Annotated in this window: 13 protein-coding genes; 5 read left to right on the top strand and 8 right to left on the bottom strand. The window is 67.2% G+C overall.

The features are described 5' to 3' along the window. The first annotated feature begins 5 nt into the window (after window positions 1-5). The gene (locus AC3D24_RS16120) at window positions 6-1,187 is read left to right on the top strand and encodes a nucleotidyltransferase domain-containing protein (RefSeq protein WP_489032163.1); all 1,182 of its coding nucleotides are present in this window, start codon (window positions 6-8) and stop codon (window positions 1,185-1,187) included. On the opposite strand, the gene AC3D24_RS16125 is transcribed toward AC3D24_RS16120, so the two are convergent. From AC3D24_RS16125 to asnB, 5 genes are read right to left on the bottom strand one after another with little or no spacing between them, the layout of a single operon-like run. Continuing rightward, entirely contained in the window at window positions 1,165-2,469 is a 1,305-nt protein-coding gene (locus AC3D24_RS16125; RefSeq protein ID WP_489032164.1) for a sugar transferase, read from the bottom strand. The two genes, AC3D24_RS16120 and AC3D24_RS16125, sit on opposite strands and share 23 nt — an antisense overlap. Continuing rightward, on the bottom strand, window positions 2,457-3,839 hold the full coding sequence (locus AC3D24_RS16130; protein WP_489032165.1) for a nucleotide sugar dehydrogenase: 1,383 nt from the start codon (window positions 3,837-3,839) through the stop codon (window positions 2,457-2,459). Before AC3D24_RS16130 ends, AC3D24_RS16125 begins: the two co-directional genes overlap by 13 nt. After that, a complete protein-coding gene (locus AC3D24_RS16135) occupies window positions 3,836-4,948 on the bottom strand; it encodes a glycosyltransferase family 4 protein (RefSeq protein WP_489032166.1) in 1,113 nt (370 codons plus the stop codon). Before AC3D24_RS16135 ends, AC3D24_RS16130 begins: the two co-directional genes overlap by 4 nt. Next, complete coding sequence (locus AC3D24_RS16140; protein ID WP_489032167.1) at window positions 4,933-5,994, bottom strand: EpsG family protein; 1,062 nt, start codon at window positions 5,992-5,994, stop codon at window positions 4,933-4,935. The genes AC3D24_RS16135 and AC3D24_RS16140 overlap by 16 nt, the downstream gene beginning before the upstream one ends. After that, window positions 5,988-7,991, bottom strand: a complete 2,004-nt coding sequence (gene asnB / locus AC3D24_RS16145; protein ID WP_489032168.1) for an asparagine synthase (glutamine-hydrolyzing) — start codon at window positions 7,989-7,991, stop codon at window positions 5,988-5,990. Before asnB ends, AC3D24_RS16140 begins: the two co-directional genes overlap by 7 nt. A gap of 170 nt (window positions 7,992-8,161) precedes the next feature. Between asnB and AC3D24_RS16150 the strand changes: the two genes are divergently transcribed. The 3 genes from AC3D24_RS16150 to AC3D24_RS16160 are packed head-to-tail and all read left to right on the top strand — an operon-like array spanning window position 8,162 to window position 11,145. After that, window positions 8,162-8,971, top strand: coding sequence for an FkbM family methyltransferase (locus tag AC3D24_RS16150; protein WP_489032169.1), 810 nt, complete (start codon window positions 8,162-8,164; stop codon window positions 8,969-8,971). Then, entirely contained in the window at window positions 8,968-10,065 is a 1,098-nt protein-coding gene (locus tag AC3D24_RS16155) for a glycosyltransferase (protein ID WP_489032170.1), read from the top strand. Before AC3D24_RS16150 ends, AC3D24_RS16155 begins: the two co-directional genes overlap by 4 nt. A 3-nt stretch (window positions 10,066-10,068) precedes the next feature. Beyond that, window positions 10,069-11,145 carry a glycosyltransferase family 4 protein gene (locus tag AC3D24_RS16160; RefSeq protein WP_489032171.1) on the top strand — a complete coding sequence of 359 codons (1,077 nt, stop codon included), beginning with the start codon at window positions 10,069-10,071 and terminating at the stop codon, window positions 11,143-11,145. Here the strand turns inward: AC3D24_RS16160 and AC3D24_RS16165 are convergent. Further along, window positions 11,127-12,218: a glycosyltransferase gene (locus AC3D24_RS16165; protein ID WP_489032172.1), complete on the bottom strand. Its 1,092-nt coding sequence runs from the start codon at window positions 12,216-12,218 to the stop codon at window positions 11,127-11,129. The genes AC3D24_RS16160 and AC3D24_RS16165 overlap by 19 nt on opposite strands. On the opposite strand from AC3D24_RS16165, the gene AC3D24_RS16170 reads away from it, so the two are divergent. Further along, complete coding sequence (locus AC3D24_RS16170; RefSeq protein WP_489032173.1) at window positions 12,217-13,254, top strand: glycosyltransferase family 2 protein; 1,038 nt, start codon at window positions 12,217-12,219, stop codon at window positions 13,252-13,254. The two genes, AC3D24_RS16165 and AC3D24_RS16170, sit on opposite strands and share 2 nt — an antisense overlap. Here AC3D24_RS16170 and AC3D24_RS16175 read toward each other — a convergent pair. Both AC3D24_RS16175 and AC3D24_RS16180 read right to left on the bottom strand, forming a co-directional pair. Continuing rightward, entirely contained in the window at window positions 13,251-15,179 is a 1,929-nt protein-coding gene (locus tag AC3D24_RS16175) for an acyltransferase family protein (protein WP_489032174.1), read from the bottom strand. The genes AC3D24_RS16170 and AC3D24_RS16175 overlap by 4 nt on opposite strands. Then, the gene (locus AC3D24_RS16180; RefSeq protein ID WP_489032175.1) at window positions 15,176-16,867 is read right to left on the bottom strand and encodes an ABC transporter ATP-binding protein; all 1,692 of its coding nucleotides are present in this window, start codon (window positions 16,865-16,867) and stop codon (window positions 15,176-15,178) included. The genes AC3D24_RS16175 and AC3D24_RS16180 overlap by 4 nt, the downstream gene beginning before the upstream one ends. Window positions 16,868-17,056: the final 189 nt, after the last annotated feature.

Here is a 17,056-nt window from a genome sequence, read left to right on the forward strand (position 1 = left end):
CAATCATGTCCGAGACCGCGGAATATCGGTTTGCTGCGACCTGCGCCGTCCGGCCTGTTCACGTCGAACGCATCAGGCAGGCATCGCGTGCGATCGGCGATTGGAACCTGCTGTTTCGGATCGCCAAGCGGCACGGGCTCGTCGGGCTCGTCGTCGATGCGATGCGGACTGCCGGGGTCGGGGTCCCCGAGCCGTTCGAACGGGCGGCGCGCCGACGTGGGCGCGCGGCGCTCCGCCAGGCCGGTGAGGCGCTGCGGCTCCGCGCGCTGCTCACGGATGCAGGCATTGCCAGCCTGTCGCTGAAGGGAACGTCGCTCGCCCGGCGACTCTATGGGGCGCTGGGCATTCGAGATTCGGTGGACATCGATATCGCCGTTTCGCCGGAGATGGTTGCGCGCGCATGGGACGTTCTGGCTGGCGCCGGATACATCACGATAATCCCAGAGCGTCGCCTGTCCGGCACGACATTACGGACCTTTCTGATCGTCGCCAAAGACAGTTTCCATAGACATCCGAAGGGGATGATCGTCGAACTCCACTGGCGCTTGTCCGACGACCTGGCCGATCCCAGCGTGCCGCTACCCGCGACCTGGCGCCAGATCGAGGTGGCCCCGAACCAGAGTTTGGCGATGCTCGATGACGAGGCCCTGTTCGTATACCTGTGCGTGCATGGCGCTGCCCATGGTTGGGCGCGGCTGAAGTGGTTGGCCGATATCGGTACGATGCTAGCGAGCAGCGACGACGACGGAAATGCCTATTGGCGGGCGGCTCGACGCCTGCAGGCGTGCCGAGCGGCCGCCTCGGGGATCATATTGGCGCATCGCCTGTTCGCTACCGCCCTTCCATCCGACTTTCCAGATCCACGCTCGCTTCGGCTATCGCTACTTTTGAAACTGGCGGTTCGAACGATCGCAGCGGGCGGCGGCACACGCGATCTTTCAACGACCCGCTATCGGGGCTGGGTCGAGTTCACGGCGAAACTGCTGATCGCACCGACCCGCCGGAGCATATTCGCGACGCTCCGGCGGCTTGTGATATCCGGCGATGATATAGGGCGCCTGGCGCTACCAAGAGGATACGGCTGGCTGTACCCGATCCTGCGCATACCCATGCTCGTTCGTCGCCGGATGCTGCGATCGAAACTCCGCCTCGTACGAGATGCGCTCAGCGCGAACCGAACCCGGTAAGCAACGTCTTGATCGTGCGGACGACGATCAGCATGTCGATCCAGAACGTGAAACGGCTGATGTAGAAGAAGTCGTAGCTGAGTTTCTTCAGAACGTCGCCAATCCCCGTGACATGGCCCTGATTGACCTGGGCCCAGCCCGAAACGCCGGGCCGGACCACGTGGCGGTAACGATAGAACGGAATTTCCGCCTCGTACCAAAGCGACAAGATTTCGGCTTCGGGACGTGGGCCGATCCAGCTCATTTCACCGCGCATGACGTTCAGCCATTGCGGCAGTTCGTCGATCCGCGTGCGACGCAAGACATGGCCGATCCGCGTGATACGGCAATCGCTCTCCCTGGTCATTGCCGCGATCCGTATGACGTCCGATGCGGACGTGTGCCGCAGCGGCGGGGCGCCGACCATCGTGCGGAATTTCCACACGGCGAAAGGCCGTCCACGATAGCCGATCCGACGTTGGCGGAAGAAGACGGGGCCATTCGAGTCGAGCTTCACCAATATTGCCACGCACAGGACAATCGGTGCGATGAACGGACCGATCATCAGGGCAACCGCGAGATCCGCCACGTATTTAACGGTTAGGTAGATCGGGTTCGGCACCAACGATCCGAATGCGTTCTCCGAAAGCCGTTCCAACTGAACCTGTCCGGTCAGCGATTGGCGAAGCTGCTTGTAATGGACGACCGATACGCCGGTGAGCGCGCACTCCGCGAGGAAACGTTCCCATTCGGACGGCAGGTCATGATCGAAGTCCGCGGCGAGCAGGGCGCAATGGCGTGGGAACGCGGGCGTGGCGAGATGCGTCCAGACAACGCTATCGATCGCGTAGAGGCTGTCGACGGCGCCGAACGGGACCACCGCGATATTCAACTGACGACGGCGCTGGATCATGAAATATACGGTGTAATACCAGATCAACGACAAGAGAAACGCAGTGGCAAGAAGCGGTCGGCTGTAGTTCAGACGGAGCAGGAACAGCATCACGAAAGTCGCCGCGAAGGTCGAGGAGAAGACCGGGAGCACGTAATAGCTCGCCCGAATACCGGGAAAGGCGATGAGGTTGCGAAACAGCCAGAAACCGATCGTGATCGCGGTAGCGGTGGCCAAGCCCGAAACCGCGAATAGCGGCAGGCGCAGCAGATAGGGTTCGATCATCGCGGCGATGCAGAGCGGAAGAATCGTGGCGATCAGGACCGCACCGCCAAGCTGAACCGCGCCGCGCGACCAGAAACGTGCATGCAAAGCGTGACGTTCCTGCGCGGTCGCGGTCAGAACGTCCATCGACGGATCCCCGCAAACGACGGCGACGGTGCGACGACGTTCCTGAGATCACCGAACACCCCGCCCGGCATCACCATCGCGGCCAGCACGGCCGGGGCAAGCGCGCGATATTCGGCGTGCGCGACTGCGAGCAGGACGATGCCGTAGCGCCCGCGCGGCAACGCATCGAGCAGCGTCAGCCCGTATTCGGCCAGCGCCTCACCCGGATTCGCGCGTGGATCGTGGACGTCGACCCGGTGACCGCGCGCGACCAGCCCCGCCACGACCTCCGCCACCTTGCTGTTGCGCAGGTCGGGCACGTCCTCCTTAAAGGTCAACCCAAGCACCAGTGCGTCGACCGGTGCCTCGACACCGTCGCAGAGCCGATCCGTGACCCATTCCGCCATCGCGTCGTTGGTCTCGCGTCCGGCCAGCACGATCGCCGGATCATGGCCGAGCGCCGTCGCGCAGTGGCTGAGATAATAGGGATCGACGCCGATGCAGTGGCCTCCGACGAGACCCGGCTGGAACCGCAGGAAGTTCCACTTCGTCCCAGCAGCGGCGAGCACGTCCCATACCGAGATGCCGAGCTTTGCGGCAATCTGCGCGACCTCGTTCACGAAGGCGATATTGACGTCGCGTTGCGCGTTCTCGATCACCTTGGCGGCTTCGGCCACGCGGATCGAGGCGGCGGCAAAAGTGCCGCCTGTGGTTATCCGGTCGTAGAGTGCACACAAGGTCGCGGTGACGGCAGCGTTCTCGCCCGCCACGACCTTGACGATGCGATCGACGGTGTGTTCCCGGTCGCCTGGATTGATCCGTTCGGGAGAGTAACCGAGGAAGAAATCACGTCCGCGGACCAGCCCGGAGACGGCTTCGATGATCGGGCCGCAAATGTCTTCGGTAACGCCGGGATACACCGTGCTTTCGTACACGACGATCGGTTTGCGCGCACCGTCGAGCATGCGCGCGACCATCGCGCTGGCCTCGCGCACCAGGCGCAGATCGGGTTGATGTGCGGCATCGACCGGAGTCGGGACGGTGACGATATACACGTCTGCGCCGACGCATGCGGCAATGTCGCCGGTCAGCGACAAGGGGGAACTGGCGAGCGTTGCGGGGTCGATCTCACCGGTGCGATCATGGCCAAGGCGGAGTTCGGCGATGCGGCGCGCGCCGATGTCCAGCCCGATCGTCGGATACCAGGCGGCAAGATGGACCGCGAGCGGCAGGCCGACATAGCCCAGGCCGATCACGACGATACGGTGTCGGGTTGCCGTCGCCAGGGTGATGGACACGCCGTTCGCGGCTTCGATCGTGTTCGGCAGGAGATCCGGTGTGCCTGCCGGGTAAGCAAACGCCTCCAGTATAGGTGCGACGACGTCCGTCATGCAGACACCGCGTCAGCGATCGCGCGCCGATATCGATCGATCACCAGGGTTTCAGAGAAGCGCCTGGTCACGTCAGAGCGTGCCGCGTCACCCATCGCCGTCCGCGCCAGCGCAGACATCGCAAGCATCGCTTCCATCTTGGCCGCGAGATCGTCGATGTCGCGGACTCTGCACAACAGGCCCGTGAGGCCGTCGACGACGACGTCGCGGCAGCCCGGCACGTCGGTGGCGATCGTCGGGCGTGCCATCGCCGCGGCTTCGAGCAGGACGTGCGAAATGCCTTCGCGGTACGAGGGCAGGACGATGCAGTCCGCGAACGCGATCGCCGGCCGGACGTCGTCGGTGGCCCCCAGATAGGTGATGCTACCGTCGTCGACCCAGCCTTGCAGCGTCACCGTGTCGATCGCGGTGCGGTTGTCGGCGTCGAGCGGACCGAGGATATCGAACCGGACGTTCGGATGATGCGCGGCGACGATCCGTGCCGCCGCGACATATTCGCAGACGCCCTTGTCGCGCAGCAGCCTCGCGACCAGCAGGAAGCGGAACAGGGTCGCGCGGGGCGGTGGATAGGCGCCGGGATCATAGGCTGCGACGTCTATGCCGGAGCCCGGCAGTAATGCGGTATGATCGGTAGGGACCAGGCGGGCATCGATGAACAGCGCGCGATCGTCGGCATTCTGGAAGAACACGGTCGCCGCGTGGCGCAGGCCGATGCTGTAGAGCCGCTTGGCGACCGCGGTGAGCCAGGTCGACCGGATGAACGCGGTCCCGAGGCCCGAGATGTTGGCGATCGCCGGAATGCCCAAGAGCCCGGCGGCAAACGCGCCATAGACGTTGGGCTTGATCGTCCAGCCGAGAAACACGTCGGGTCGCTCGCGTCGCATCAGCGCGACGAAGTGGATCACGAGCATCACGTCCGCGAGGATCGACACGCCGCCCCGCGCCATCGGCACGACGATCGTACGAACGCCGAGCGCTGTGACGAGCGCATCGTCCTCGGGCAGGGCTGCGATCACCTCATGGCCGTCGGCGATCAGCGCGCGGACCAGGCCGCTGCGGAAATTGACGACGTTCCACGCGGCGTTGGTGGAGATCAGCACGCGAGACACGGGCCGTCCTCGAAGAAATAGAAGCGGTAGGGCAGCCAATATTCGACGTTTACCGCATAGTTCAGCCAGATGAAAAACGCTCCTGCGTAGAGCAGCAGGATGGCGACGGTCAGCAGGCGCTCCCCGCGCACGTCGTTGGCGAACGCAGCCGGGACGCGCGCGTAGACGAAGCATTGGACCGGAAGCAGATAGAGGCCGAGACGGTCGACCACGGTCGACGAGCGGAACGCGAACAGCAGTGCAAAGGCCGCGAGTGCTGCAAGGCTGAGCGCGGTCCAGACGCGGCGTTCCGGCCCCTCCAGGCCAAAGCGATCGCGGAAGGCGAGGAAGATCGCGGCAGGCAGCGCGGTCATGAACAGGCGGACCGCCGCCCCCGACGAGGTCATCGCGGAATCGATGTAGTTGGCGACGTAGCCGCCATGCGCGTTGACGATCGCATAGCCCATCATCCCCAGCCCGAGCAGCGCGAACCCGGAGCGGACGACGATGTTGCGATTGGTGGCCATCACGCCGAGCGGGAGCAGGATGAACGCGGTGGAGTGGAACAGCGCACCGGCCACGATCCAGCCCGAATAGCGCAGGATATGCCCGCGCTTCAGCGACATCAGCCCCATCAGCAGGAACGAGATCGCCATCCCCTGTCGGATATAGCCCATCCCCATGACCACCACGAGATACGGCATCGCCACCGCCATGCAGAGCCAGGGGCGCGGCTGATCGCGACAGAACAGCGTCAGGGCGACACCCATGACGAGGCCGCTGACCGCGGTGACGAGCAGCAGTCCGATATGCGATTCCGCGGCATAGGACAGCAGCAGGCCGAAGCCCGGATCGTCGAGCGGCGCGAACAGCACGGGATTCCAGCCGGCCTGCTCGACCATCCGATCGTAATTGCCCCAGTCGCCGCCAGTCTCCCACCGGAAGCCGATCAGCGCGATCGTGGCGAGGGTCGCAAAGCTCCAGGCGAACCCGAAGCGACGCTGGCGATCGCGCTCGACCAACGCCATGCTGGAGGGGAAGCCGAACATCAGCCAATAGATCAGCATGCGGATGCCCAGGCGCGGTACATCAACACGCCCCATAGCGACGCGGTCCAGTCATGCGTGCCGGACTGGTGCTGCGTCCAGCGCGCGCGGATCGGCGGCATGTCGAGCAGCGCGTCGTCCGGGGCGAGCAGGGCGTCCGCCCACGCGTTCAACGGCCCGCGCAGCCACGCGCCGAGCGGGATCGCGAACCCTGCCTTGGGGCGTTCGATCAGCGCGGGCGGTACGTAGCGGTGGAGGATCTGGCGCAGGACCCATTTGCCCTGATGGTCGCGTGTCTTGAACGCCAGCGGGATGCGCCACGCCTGCTCGACAACGCGGTGATCGAGGAAAGGCATGCGCGTTTCGAGGCTCGCGGCCATGCCTGCGCGATCGACCTTGGTGAGGATGTCGTCGGGCAGATAGCCGAGCGTGTCCCACCGCATCATGCGCTCCTCCGGCGATACGGGCAGGTCCGCAGCATCGGCGCGCGGTGGATCCAGGTCGCGGTGGCCGAGGACGGGAATGCCGTCCTGCCAGTGTTCGCTCGATCCGCGGTAGATGTCGTGCGGCGCGAGTGGCGTGTGCAGCATCCGGGCGAGCTTATGGACCTTGTCGCCGAGCATCGCATGTTTGGGAAAGCCCGGCAGTGTCGCGATACCGTCCCAGGTCGCAGGTGCGACGGCTTCGAGCGCAGTGCCGATGCCGCGGCGCAACGGTGCGGGAAGGTGTGCGGCGGCAGCCCAGAAGCGTCGCGAGACGAGATAGCGGTTATAGCCGCAGAAGAGCTCGTCGCCGCCGTCGCCGGACAGCGCGACCGTGACGCTGCCACGCGTGAGGCGGCTGAGCAACAGCGTCGGGAGCTGCGACGAATCCGCAAACGGCTCGTCATAGATATGGGGGAGATCGGGAATGACCGACCGCACGGTGTCGGCGTCGACTCGGAGCTCGCTATGCTCGGTGCCGAGATGCCGCGCCACGGCGCGCGCGAACGGTGCTTCGTCGAATGCGGTCTCGGCGAAGCCGATCGTGAAGGTCTTGACGGAGCCGCGCGCAACCTCGCGCATCAGTGCCACGATCGTCGAGGAATCGATGCCGCCCGACAGGAACGCGCCGAGCGACGTATCGGCGACCATCTGTGCCGAGACCGCGTCGCGCAGGCGGGCGTGAAGGCCGTGGACCGCGGCGTCGGCGGTCATCGTCGGATCGACGCCGTTCGCAATCACAGCGTCGAGCGACCAATAGCGCGCGCATCGTAGGCCGATCGCCTCGGTCTCGTCGGGGTGCGGGGCGGAGGACGGCGGGCGCGACAAAGCGCGCGCATCGATCGTGACGATGCTGCCCGGCTCGACCTTGTAGATGCCGGCGTAGATTGACCAGGGGGCGGGAACGCAATTGTGGCGAAGGTAGAGCGCCAGGACGTCGCGGTCGACGGTGGCGTCGAAGCTGGGGGCGGCGCGCAAAGCCTTTAGTTCGGAGCCGAACAGGATGCGGCCATGCGACCAGCCATAATAGAGCGGCTTCTCGCCGATCCTGTCGCGGGCGAGCGCGAGCGTGCGATCGAGCCGATCCCAGAGCGCGATCGCGAACATCCCGACGGCGCGGCGCAACGTGTCGCGCAGGCCCCAGCGTGCGATCGCGCAGACCAGCGTTTCGGTATCGGAATGGCCGTGCCAGTTGATCGCGCCGACCGCTTCGAGCTCCGCGCGCAGGGCCAGGTGATTGTAGACCTCGCCATTGTAGGACAGGATGTAACGGCCACAATGCGATGGCATGGGCTGATGCCCGGCGGGGGACGGATCGATGATCGACAGTCTGCGATGCGCGATCGCGATACCCGCGTTGTGATCGGCCCATGCACCGGCGTCGTCCGGGCCGCGATGCGCCAGGGTTTCCGCCATTTTTCGTGCTGTGAAGGTCGCTTCGGATCCCGCTTCGGCGATGGTGGCGACGTTGGTCATCGCGACGGCATCGGACCGGGCGACCGCGCCTTGCGTCCAGATGCCTGCGATGCCGCACATCGGATCAGCCCCCCCCTTGCCCCGACATTGCGTCTGGCGCCGGACGCCCTCCCGTTGGCGTCGACCACGAGAAGGCGGCATAAGCGGGCCGAAGTCCACCGTTCGACGGCAACGACATGGTTCGTTTTCGATGCTCTTTGGACGGACGAGATCTCCGCACGGTCGCGGCTGTGAGCGGCGCGCTTTCGCGGATCAAGATGACGGTCCGCGATGCGATACCGGCGGCATGGCGGGTGCCCGCGAAATACTGGCACGCACGGGCGACGGGGACGCTGGAACCCGAGATGGCGTTGCTGGCGACGGTGATCGAGCGTGGCGACCGGGCGATCGACATCGGCGGGAATTTCGGAGCGTATGCCTATGCGCTGGCGCGGTTGGGCGTGCGCGTCGAGGTGTTCGAACCAAACCCGGTATGCCTGCGCGCGCTGACGGCCTGGGCGCGGGTGCAGACTGGTGTCGCGGTCCATCCGTTTGCGATCTCTGCGGCGGAAGGCCGGGCGGCGCTGTCGATCCCGGTCGCGGCGGACGGCACCGAGCATGATGCGGCGGGGTCGATCGAACCGGGGTCGATCGAGCCGGGGTTCGCCGGCACGGCGCGATCGGAGATGGTCGCGATGCGGACCCTCGACAGCTTCGGGTTCGACGATGCCGCGCTGATCAAGATCGACGTCGAGGGGCATGAGGCGGCCGTGATCGAGGGCGCGCTGGCGACGCTCGCCGCCTCCGCCCCAGCGCTGCTGATCGAGATCGAGCAGCGCCATCGGGCGTTGCCGGTCGGTGAGACGTTCGATCGCCTGGCGGGGCTCGGCTATCGCGGATATTTCCTGCGCGGCGGCGTGCTGGTCGACGTGGCGGCGTTCGATGCCGGGCTGGATCAGTCTTCTTCGGTGGTCGGGGGAGCGGGGTATATCAACAACTTCCTGTTCCTCGCCGATGCGCGGGTACGGCGGGGCGCATACGATGCGGTGCTCGGCACGTGAGGCGACGGTTGCGGATCGCGGTGATGACGCCGCGCTATGCGATCTCGGGTGTGCCGCTGGCGCAGTGGCGGTTCGCCGCCGCGCTCGCCGCCGACGGGCATGCGGTGGAGCTGATCGTCGGCCGCTGTGATCCCGACCTGGACATTCCGCCGGCACCGGGCGTGATCGTGCGGGTCATCGGCGCGCGGCGGGTGCGGGGCCTGGCACTGCCGATCTGGCGGTATCTGCGCGATGCGAAGCCCGACGTGGTATTCGCCGCGGAGGATCATCTGACGACGATCGTCCTGATCGCGGCGATCCTGTCGGGATCACGCGCGAAGATCAGCGGTTCGTCGCGCGTGACGCCGTTCGACACCTATTCGAGCGTGCCGTTCACCAAGCGCTGGGTGCTGAAATGGGCGGCGCGGGCGGTCGCGTACCGTGCCGACGCGCTGACCTGCGTGTCGCAGGACATGGTCGCGCAATATCGCCAGGTGTTCCGCCGCGCCCGGCACGTCTGCGTCTACAACATCGTCGACCAGCCGGGCACGCGTGCGAAGCGGGACGAACCGGTCGACGACCCTTGGTTCGCGGCCAGGGACGTGGCCCTGATCGTCGCGGCAGGGACGCTGGCGCCGTGGAAGGGGTTCGACGACCTGATCCGCGCGGTCGGCATCCTCAACCGGACCCGCGCGGCGCGCCTCGTGATCCTCGGCGAGGGCGGGGCGCGGCGCGACCTTGAGGCCTTGATTGCGGCGGAGGGACTGGCCGATCGTATCCGCCTGCCCGGACGCGTCGACAACCCGCTAAAATATTTCGCGCGCGCCGACGTGTTCGCGCTGTCGTCGCATGTCGAGGGGCTGCCCAACGTGCTGGTCGAGGCGATGCTGTGCGGGTGCACGCCGGTCGCGACCGACTGTCCGACGGGGCCACGCGAGGTGTTGCAGGACGGGCGGTACGGCTATCTGGTCGCGGTGCGCGATCCGGACGCGCTGGCCCAAGCGCTCGCGCAGGCGCTCGATCGACCGATGCCCGCGGCAATGCTGGCGGAGGGCGTCAGACCGTTCGAGGAGCGGCGCGTGCTCGACCGGCATTTCGCGCTGCTGGGCCTCTGACCGGTGCGGATCGGGTTGAACGCGACGTGTTTCGACGACCGTCCTTCGGGAGCCAATCAACGCTTCCGATCGCTGTACGGCGCGGTGATCCGTCGCAATCCGCAGCATGAGTTCGTCGTCTACGAACCTGCCGACCACCGGATCGCGGACTGGTTCGCCGGCAGCCCCAACGTCACCGCGCGGCGGACGCCACTGCGCAGCGCCGGCCGGGTCGGACGTCTGCTGGCGGGACTGCGCTATTGGCGGCATGCCTGGAACGTCGATGCGCTCGACCTGTTCGAGAGCTTCAGCCTGCCCCTGTTCGCGGCGCCGTGCCGCACGTTGTTGACGATCCACGACCTGCGCCACCTGCAGGCTGCCGGCCCGATCGAGCGCGCGACCGCGGCGGTCATCCTGCGCCATGCGTTGCGTCAAGTTGATCGGGTGATCGCGGTATCGGGCGTCGTCGGTGACGAGATTGCGGCGTTCCATCCCGGCGTGCGCGTGTCGGTCGTCCATAACGGCGTCGACCCGCGGCGGTTCGCGTCGGACGGCGCGCCCGACAGCGACGCGTTCGCCTTGGTGGTGGGGCATATCGAGGCGCGCAAGAACCTGCCGGTGCTGATCGCCGCGATCGCCCGGCTGCGCGACCGGGGAATGCGGTGTCGGCTCGTGATTGCCGGTCGCGACGGCGGGATGCTCGGGAGCATCCGCGCGCAGATCGCCGCGCTCGATCTTGGTGCGCTCGTCCGCATCGTCACGGACGCCGACGACGCCGCGGTCCGTGCGCTCTACGCCGCCTGTACGCTGGTCGTGGTGCCGTCCGCCTATGAGGGATTCGGCATTGCCTTGATCGAGGCGATGGCGGCGCGGCGACCGCTGGTGACGAGCGACATCGCGGTATTCCGCGACGTCACGCAAGCGCAGGGGCGGTATTTCGCGGTGGATGATCCCGCGGATGCGGCCGCGGCGATCGAGCGCGTCTGGACCGACCCTGCCGAACGCGCGCGGCTGGTTGCCTATGGCGACGCCCGGCTGCGCGATTTCGATTTCGACCGGCTCGCGGACCAGGTCGCAGCGCTCTATGCGTCGAGTGCCTGAGCCAAACGTGCGCGTGCCGCGGCGTAGCTGTGGTCGCGGTCGTACAGCGCGCGCATCGCCGGATCGAATGCGCGCCATCCGTGCGCGCAGACCGCTTCGATTGCGGCGACGAAACCGTCCGCGTCGTGCACCAGCGATCCTGCCGCGATGACGTCGTCCGCATAGCCCGAGAACGCCTCCGCCGTGCCGACGATATGCTTGCCGTACAGCAAGGCCTCGGCGACCTTGGTCTTCATCCCCGAGCCGTCGAAGATCGGGGCGACGACGACCGCCGCATCGCGGTACCAGGGCGCCAGGTCTTCGACCGCGCCGACGAACTTGATCGAGGCATCGCCGGCAAATTCCTCCGCCAGATTGTCGAGCCCGCGCCCGACGACGCAGGTCGCGATCGACAGGTGCGGTGCGACGGCGCGCGCAAACCACCGGATGCCATCGCGATTGGCGTAAAAGCCTCCGCCGACGAATAGCGCATAAGAAGGGCACTCGGTCGGCGCTGCCGCCGCCAGGGGCTGGTCTCGCACGGCGATCGGCAGAACGCTGTCCGCCCCGCGTCCGTACAGCCGCCGCAACGTCGTACCGTCGCGATCGCTCAGGCACAGCAGCCGATCGCTTGCCGCTACTGCTGCGCGTTCGGCACGATAGTTCGCGATCAGAACCGCGAGCGCCTTTGCCCGCGGTTTGTCGCGGAGCGCGCCGAGGAAAAAGCGTGCCTCGACGTTGTGGAAGATCGTGAAGATCCGAACGTGTGGGAAACGCCGCTCGATCGCGCGTGCCGCGGCGCCGCGGTTCGAACCGTCGAGAATGACGCGGGTCACGCCGTGGTTGACGATGTGCGCGAGCAGCGCGACGATCGAAGGGCCATCGATCCCGTCGATATGGCCTTTCAGCACCGCCGGTATCATCCGCGTTCGCCCCGACGGCACGAACAGCGACAGTCGAGGGCCGAACAGATCCAGCAGGATCGCGTGGTTCAGCGCGGAGAGCATCGCGCGACCGCCCCGTGGCATGATCGAGGGCGCCGCCGTCACCAACAGGACATTGCCGCGATCGCGTGTGTGATCGATGTGCGGCATGCATCGGTATCGCCGATCATGGCCTGCGCGGCAATCGATGGTCATCGGTGCGGGCTTGCGACATGATCCGCGGATGCCCGTCGATTTCTCCGTGGTCATTCCGCTGTTCGACAAGCGCGCCTTTGTCAGCGCAACGCTGGCGTCGGTGTTGGCGCAGAGCGTGGCGCCGCGCGAGATCATCGTGGTCGACGACGGATCGCGCGATGGCGGCGACCGTCTCGTCGAGCAGTTTGGCGATGCCCGCGTAAGGCTGATCCGACAGGCGAATGCGGGGCCGGGCGCGGCGCGCAATACCGGGTTTGCTGCGGCAACGGGCGCGTGGGTGGCGCTGGTCGATGCGGACGATCTGTGGCGACGCGATCACCTGGCCAATCTTGCCGCGGTCGTGACGGCCTATCCCGACGTCGATGCAGCGGGCGCGGCGTCGGTGTCTTTCAACGGGGACGCGGTGCCACTCGATACGCTGGCGGCGAACGCGAGCGACATGCGCGAAATCGAGTTTTTCGCAGAGCATCACAGCGCGGTATTCAATGCGTCCAGCATCGCGTTTCGTCGGTCCGCGTTTGCACGCACGGCGGGGTTCGGCTCCCATGCGGCTGGCGAGGACGTCGAGTTCTGGATCCGCTTTGCCCTGGACCACCGGATGGCCGTGAGCAGCGCGCCGACCGTGCTGTATCGCCGAGAGAATGGCGGGATCATGGATGTTCGTCAGGCCGCGATGGCGGGGCGACAGGCCGCAATGGGGGGGCGCGAGCGCGTTCCGGTTTCGCCGGTTTTCGCGACGCTCGATGCCGCGCTCCGGAGCCCCGTCTATGTCGCGCGTCATGCCGCGATCCGGGGCTATGCCGATCGCACGCGGCTCGGTTATGCGCGCAGCCTGCTGTATCATGGGCGGACGCAGGCGGCACGGACGCTGCTGTCCGGCGTCGGGGGGTGGAGCATGCGCCGCATGGGGCTGGTCGCGATGGCGATGCTGCCGGGCGCGATACTTTGGCGCGCGGCAAACGCGTATTCGGCGATCAAGCGCAGACGCTAGCGAGCGACCTGCCAGACCCGCTCGCCAAGCTGCGTTCGCTGCCCGATCAGCCGCGATCCGGTCCGGCTGAAATGGCCGGTGTCGCGGTAGAGTGGCGTGCCGCCGATTGCCGTGGCGCACGTGCCCCGATGGCAGAGTGCGGCGTCGAGCCGGATGACCGGGGTGCCGCCGGTCGCGAAGTCGGCGAGCAACCGGTTTGCCCATCCCTCCTGGGGATGCAGCGTGGTCGCGGTGATTCCGCACTGCGCAGCCTTGGTCACGCGCGGCAGGTGGGCAAGCGTGCGCTCCCAGCACTGGCCGACGTCGAAACCCGCCTGTGCGGGACCCGAGACGATCACGACGCGCTTGCCCAGCGCGCGGATCGCGGCGCTGGTGCGGCGCTGGGCCGCGATCAGCGTAGCGGGATCGGGCATCGCGATCGTCGTGTATCCGTCCGGATCGACGTGCAGCGCGCGCGTTCCGGGCATGGCGTAGCGGAGATAGCGGCCGGACAGGACGACGACGTCGATGCTGGGCGTGTGGGCGAGATAGGCGAGGACGCTCGCGTTGAAGGCGATACAGCGCCGCGCGATCGCCTGCGATGCGTTCAGGTCGACCGGTGCATAGCCGGGAAGCGGCGCGCATCCGCCCTCGCTCGCCTGCGCAATCGGTCGCCCGGCCGTCGCGACGATCGCCGGGACCAGGGCCTGCGAGAAGGAATCGCCCCAGACGAGGATTTGGGGGGTCGGCGACTGCGTGCAGCGGCCGTCGAACGACGCGGCATCGGCGGTGCATCCGGGCAGGTCGAGCCCGGTGACGCCGGCGAGGTCGAGCCCGGTCGCCATGCCGCGTTTGGCGTGCAGGACATAGGCTCCCGCCGCCGCGATCAGCATCGTCGCCGCGACGAAGGCCGCCCAGGTCAGGATCGGCGGACCGCGTTCGCGGCGTAGCGGCGTCTCCACGACGCGGAACAGCAGTTCGCCGCTCGCAAACGTCAGCACGACGAGGCCCAGCGACAGCGTTACAGGCAGTGGTGCGCCGAGATGCACGGTGTTGGCGAATGCGAAGATCGGCCAATGAACCAGATACAGCGCATAGGATCGGTCGCCGATCGCGGTACCGAACCGCCAGCCGCGACCGGCAAGGATCGGCGCGCGCGTGGCGACGAGCAGGGCGGTCGCGAGACAGGCGGGGAGGGCCAGCCAATGGACGTGCGCGAAGGGGGGCACGAACGGCACCGCCGCGATGGTGAGCAGCGCGGTGGCCCGCACGCGTACGAGGCCCGCCTGGATCGCCGGCGGCATGCGCCATCCTGCGGCGAGCACGCCGAAACCGATCTCCCAGGCCCGCGTCGGGAGCAGGTAGAATGCGGCGCCGGGCGATCGCGGATAGAGGATCAGATAGGCGGCGAGGCTCGCCGTGGTGGCGATGCCGATGGCGGGCATCCACCAGCGTCTGGGACAGACGTACAGTGCGATCGGAAAGACGAGATAGAATTGCTCCTCCACCGCCAGCGACCAGATGTGCAGCAGCGGCTCGGTCTGTGCGAGATCGTTGAAGTAATTGATCTGGCGCCACAACATGACGTTGGTGGAGAAAGTGAGCGCGCCGAGCAGCTGCGGCCAGAACCGCTCATAGGCGCTGGTCGTCAGCAGCACGCGTGCGGCTGCGACGGTCGCCGTGAGCGTGACGAACCCCGCGGGTGCGAGCCGCCTGATCCGCCGTCGATAGAAGGGGCCGAACGCGAACCGGTCGGCCGCCATATCGCGCAGGACGATCCCGCCGATCAGATAGCCCGAGACGACGAAGAAGATGTCGACGCCAAGATAGCCCGACGGGGCGATGCCGAGCCCGGCATGGAAGACGATCACCGCGCAGACCGCGAACCCGCGGAGCACCTGGACGTCGGCGCGCCAGCGCGTCGCGTGCGGGTCGGTCTCGCTCAACCGCGCATGCGCCAGTCGGTGACGATCTCCTCGTAAGAACCGATCGCGACGATCCGCCCTTCGTCGAGCCGGATGATCGTGTCGCACAGCCGCAACGTCGACACGCGGTGGGCGATCGAGAGGATGGTCAGGTCACGCGACAGGCGCGCGATCGCGGCCATTACCGAATCCTCGGTCGCGTCGTCGAGCGCGCTGGTCGCCTCGTCGAGGACGAGGATCGAGGCGCGCTTGTACAGCGCGCGGGCGATGCCGATCCGTTGTCGCTGGCCGCCCGACAGTCGCACGCCGCGCTCGCCGACCGCCGTCTCGTAGCCGTTCGGGAGGCTCTCGATGAAGCCGTGCAGATCGGCACCGCGGGCGGCGTCGCGGATCAGCGCGTGGTCGATCGTCGCGGCGTCGCGTCCGAACGCGATGTTGGCGGCGATGCTGGTGTCGGCCAGGAAGATCGCCTGGGGAACGTGCGCGATCTGGGCCTGCCACGACGGCTTCGCGGCGGGATCGAGGATGCGACCGTCGATACGGATGCGCCCCTCGGTCGGATCGAGCAGGCCCATGACGAGATCGGCGAGCGTGCTCTTGCCGCTGCCCGACTTGCCGACCAGGCCGATCCGCATGCCCTTGGGAATCGTCAGAGAGATATTGTCGAGCGCTGGCCGTCCGCCGCTCGGGTAGACATAGCGGACGCGGTCGATCTGGAGCGTGTCCGCGAACGGCGGCATTGGGATGCGCGCCGGTACCGGAGGTTCGGGCATGTCGAGCAGCGCCGCCACGTCGGTGAGCGCCGCGCGGTTGCCGTGGATCTGCGACCAGCTGAAATAGACCTGCTGGACCAGCGGCAACAGGCGTTGCGCGCCGAGCGCCAGCGCGCCGAGCATCGGCAGCGCGCCGACGACCCCGCCGGGCCGACCGCCGACATACAGCGCGAGCACCGCGATCAGGACGATCCCGCCCGCCTCGACCAGATAGCGGGGCGCGGCGCCGATGAACTGGTTCGCCGCCTGGGCATGGCGGAACTGGCTGTCGAGCCGCTCGAACTTGGCGACGAAAATGGCTTGCGTGCGATCGAGCAGCACGTCGCGTATCCCTCCCAGCCCTTCCTGCAGCGTCTGCACGCGCGCTTGTAGCGACGCGGATATGATGTCGGCGTTGCGGTACAGCCGCCGGCGGGTTGCCAGACTGACCAAGGCGTAGAGCGCGACGAAGCTGCCTGCGGCGACCAGCGACGTGGCCGGATCGACCGCGACCAGCGCGGCAAGGATGAAGACCGCGACGACCGCCGCGGTGGTGCCCGCCATCGCCGGGAGCAGGACGTTGCCGAGGACATACTGGACCTTGTCGATGCCGGCGATCGTCCGGCTCGAATTGCGCATCACGTGGAAGCTGTAGGGCTGGTGCAGCGTGCGGCGGTAGATGTGCGTCGCGAAATCATGCGCGACCGCGAACACCAGGGTCTGGCTCGACCAGATCAGCACGAGCCGCAGGATCGCGGACAGGACCGCGACAAGAACGAGTAACGCGGCCGATACCGCGAGCGTGCCGAGGCCGACCAGCGCGCCGAGCGTGGAGACGACCGACACGATGCCGGCGTACCGCGCGTTGGCCTCGTTCCCGCCGGTCACCAGCGCGAGGAAGGGCAGCACCGCGCCGATCGTCGCAAGCTCGGCGAACGCACCCGCGATCATGAGCATGATTGTGCCGGCGAGCTGACGTCGGCGCCGGGGCGACAGATGCCTGTAGATGCGCCGGGCAGCAGGCCATGCGTACTGCGTGGGCTCCGGCGCGGGTGTCGGCGCGGGTGCCGGCGCAGGTGCCGGGGTTGGTTTGGACGCGGGTTCGCGCGCGGGTTTGGGCGCCGGTTTGGGCGCCGGTTTGGGCGG

The sequence above is a fragment of the Sphingomonas sp. SL1004 genome (genome assembly GCF_057815015.1).